Origin of the sequence: Agrobacterium sp. NPDC089420 (assembly GCF_044900305.1) — a bacterium.
GTDB lineage: Bacteria > Pseudomonadota > Alphaproteobacteria > Rhizobiales > Rhizobiaceae > Agrobacterium.
Genome location: NZ_JBJDMY010000053.1, coordinates 1 through 3,919, shown reverse-complemented (window position 1 = coordinate 3,919; position 3,919 = coordinate 1). Strand labels below are relative to the sequence as shown.

Below are 3,919 nucleotides of genomic sequence, written 5' to 3'. Positions count from 1 at the left end.
TGCATGGCGAAAGCTCGAAAGCCAGCCTTGGCGCATCATGTCCATCGGACGAAGAGAATGGGCGAATGAGTTTTGATCAGCGAGGCGGCGTATTACATTGCGCCAGGAAAACCCATGCAGAACGGCTATGTAGAGAGTTTCAACGGCCGGATGCGGGACGAACTGCTGAACGAGAGCCTGTTCTTCGGCCTTGATCATGCCCGCAGTGCCATCGCCGAGTGGGCGGATGACATAACTATTTCCGGCCACACTCATCGCTCGGATACCAGATCCCGGCAGACTATGCCGGGTCCATCGCCGCAACCGGCTCAACCGCGCCACTTGGCGTATTCAGAACCGCCGAGGCTCTAGTCGCAGCCGGATGAAGATTCAGTGGCAGGTCAGGCCCTTCACAATATCGCCGTTGCTCAACAGGACAACGCTTTTTTATCCCCCCTCTTGGCGGCAATCTGTCGCCACAGAAATTGACCCGTACTCCATCGGGCCAATAGCGCCAAACACACCGGTCAGGTTCGACCTGCAACCGGCCGCATATGGTCTGTCGATTCTTCTGCAGGGGCGAACAGCTTACCGTTGCCTGCGTCCAACATGTTGAAGCGCGATAAAGCTCGACAAGCACAATATTCCGTGCCGCCTTCGCACGGCGCAGAACTTCCGGAGGCTCGCCATCCGGCGGGCGTGCTTCAGTTCACTTTAAAGCGTCATATCCCCGAGGCTTTCGCTCCCGGGGCCGAAACCTCAGTAATGGACCGACTGGGAGTCGATCGGCGTCGTCTTCGGCGGGGCGAACTTCGTCAGGTCGATCCCTTCGACGGCAGAGCGATATTCCTCGATGCTCGGCGTGCGGCCGAGGATGGCCGAGAGCACCACGACCGGGGTGGAAGCCAAAAGCGATTCACCCTTCTTGTCGGCACTGTCCTCCACGACACGGCCCTGGAAGAGACGGGTCGAGGTTGCGAGAACCGTATCGCCCTTTGCCGCCTTCTCCTGGTTGCCCATGCACAGGTTGCAGCCGGGACGCTCCAGATAGAGGATGTTTTCGTATTCGGTGCGGTTCGAGGTCTTCGGGTTGACGTCATCGAATTCGAAGCCGGAATATTTCTGCAGGATTTCCCAATCCCCTTCCGCCTTCAGCTCATCGATGATGTTGTAGGTCGGTGCGGCAACGACGAGCGGCGCCTTGAACTCCACCTTGCCTTCGGTCTTTTCCATGTTGCGCAGCATCTGCGCAACGATCTTCACGTCGCCCTTATGCACCATGCAGGAGCCGACGAAACCGAGATCGACCTTCTTGTTTGCGCCATAATAGGAAACAGGACGGATCGTGTCATGCGTGTAGCGTCTGGAGACGTCGTTGTTGTTGACGTCAGGGTCGGCGATCATCGGCTCATTGATGACGTCGAGATCAACGACAACTTCAGCGAAATATTTCGCGTTGGCGTCCGGCTTCAGAGCCGGCGTTTCACCTGAGCGGATTTCAGCAATACGCTGATCCGCCTTGGCAATCAGGCCCTTCAGCGTCTGGGCGGCATTATCCATGCCCTTGTCGATCATGATCTGGATGCGCGACTTGGCGATTTCGAGCGACTCGATCAGCGTCTCATCCTCGGAAATGCAGATCGACGCCTTGGCCTTCATTTCGGCCGTCCAGTCGGTGAAGGTGAAGGCCTGGTCGGCGAGCAGCGTGCCGATGTGGACTTCGATGATGCGACCCTGGAAGACGTTGTCGCCGTGCTGCTGAAGCATCTGCGCCTGGGTGGCATGCACCACGTCGCGGAAGTCCATGTAAGGCTGCATCGTGCCCTTGAAGGTAACCTTGACCGATTGCGGGATCGGCATGGTCGCTTCGCCCGTTGCCAGTGCCAGCGCGACGGTGCCGGAATCCGCACCGAAGGCCACGCCCTTGGACATGCGGGTATGGCTGTCGCCGCCGATGATGATCGCCCGGTCATCCACGGTGATGTCGTTCAGCACCTTGTGGATCACATCCGTCATCGAATGATAGACACCCTTCGGGTCACGGCCGGTGATGACACCGAAATTGTGCATGAAGGACATGAGCTTCGGCGTGTTGGCCTGCGCCTTCTTGTCCCACACGGAAGCGGTGTGGCAGCCCGACTGATAAGCGCCATCCACCAGCGGCGAAATGACGGTGGCCGCCATCGCTTCCAGTTCCTGCGCGGTCATCAGACCGGTCGTATCCTGCGAACCGACGATGTTGACCTTGACGCGCACATCCGAGCCGGCATGCAGCACCTTGCCGGGGGTGACGCCGACGGCATTGCGGTTGAAGATCTTCTCGACGGCGGTGAGGCCCTGGCCTTCGATCGAGATTTCCTTGTTAGGTGCAAAGACCGGAGTCGCCTCGACGCCGAGCGCCTCAGCGGCAAACGTCTGCAGCTTCTTGCCGAAGACGATGGCATAGGAGCTGCCGGCCTTCATGAACTCCATCTTCTGCGGTGTGAAGGAAGAAGCGAGGTCCACCAGTTCCGTGCCGGCCTCGTCGCGAAGCTTGCGGTTCTTGGCGTCAATCTTGAGAACGGTGCCGGTCTCGACCGAATATTTCTGCTCGAGGATCGGGTTGCCATCGTTGTTGAGGATCGGCTTGCCGTCTTCGCCGAGCTTCTTCACCCAGTTCTTGAGGTTGATGCCGATGCCGCCCGTCACGTCGACGGTGGTGGCGAAAATCGGCGAGATGCCGTTGGTGCCGGCGACGATGGGGGCGTAATTGACGAAGGGCACATAGGGGCTGGCCTGCTTGCCGGTCCACAGCGCCACGTTGTTGACGCCCGACATGCGCGACGAGCCGACGCCCATCGTGCCCTTTTCGGCGATCATCATCACCCGCTTGTCGGGATGCCGCTTCTGCAGCGCGACGATTTCCGCCTGCGCTTCCGGCGAGATCATACACTGGCCGTGAAGCTGGCGGTCCGAGCGCGAATGCGCCTGATTGCCGGGAGACAGGAGGTCGGTGGAAATATCGCCTTCGGCGGCGATGAAAGTGACGATCTTGATCTCGTCTTCGACGTCAGGAAGCTTGGTGAAGAATTCGGCCTTGGCGTAGCTTTCCAGCACGGCCTTGGCGATGGCGTTGCCGGCCTTGTAGGCGTCGCGCAGGCGGAACATGTCGGCGTCATAAAGGAAGACCTGGGTCTTCAGCACTTCGCCGGCTTCAGTGGCAATCGCAGCGTCGTTGCCGAGCGCGATATCGAGCAGCACCTTGATCGACGGGCCGCCCTTCATGTGCGACAGCAGCTCCAGCGCGAAGGTCGGGGTGATCTCAGTGACGACGACTTCGCCGAGGATGATCTGCTTCAGGAAGGCCGCCTTGACCCCGGCGGCGCTCGTGGTGCCCGGCAGGGTGTTATAGATGAAGAACTTCAGCGCGTCGGCGCGATGTTCGCTGCCCGCATCCTTGATCAGCTCGATAATCTCGGCCGTCAGTGCGCCGTCATCGATCGGCTTGGGCGCGAGACCCTGTGGTTCTCTGCTTTTGATTTCAGCCAGGTAATCCAGGTAAAGGTTCATCGCAATCCCAACGTCATGGTGTCTATGGAGCCAAACACAACGCCACCGGACGGTGGCATTGATAGCCCCAGGTTTCTGTCGTTTTCGACTACGCCAACCGGGGCCGGCTGACAAGATGTCGCATTTCAGTATAATCGTTTCAATCGTTCCGTTGCTTGACTGTCGCGACAAAAATGGGCGGCCCATCTCCGAACGGCCCAGTGGATGGAAGCAACTCTTGTTCGACGCCGGTTGTAGTACTCTGGGAATGGGAGCGCAGAACCAGAAGTTCACGAAGCGTTTCCGCCTGTATGATAGCGCCGATTTCAGCGGCAGGGTCTGCATCCAGCATCTGCTCGTGAAGGCAATCAAGAGGCCGGTGATAAATTCTGCCGCGGACATGTGGCAGCCA

General features: G+C 59.1%; 1 protein-coding gene and 1 pseudogene. One reads left to right on the top strand and one right to left on the bottom strand.

Going from position 1 to position 3,919, the window contains the following annotated elements; all coding sequences use genetic code 11:
* Positions 1-90: 90 nt before the first annotated feature.
* A pseudogene (locus ACI2KA_RS26805) lies at positions 91-365 on the top strand (transposase); the annotation flags it as partial.
* 373 nt (positions 366-738) lie between these two features.
* On the opposite strand, the gene ACI2KA_RS26800 reads toward ACI2KA_RS26805, so the two are convergent.
* Complete coding sequence (locus ACI2KA_RS26800; RefSeq protein WP_404505467.1) at positions 739-3,528, bottom strand: bifunctional aconitate hydratase 2/2-methylisocitrate dehydratase; 2,790 nt, start codon at positions 3,526-3,528, stop codon at positions 739-741.
* Positions 3,529-3,919: the final 391 nt, after the last annotated feature.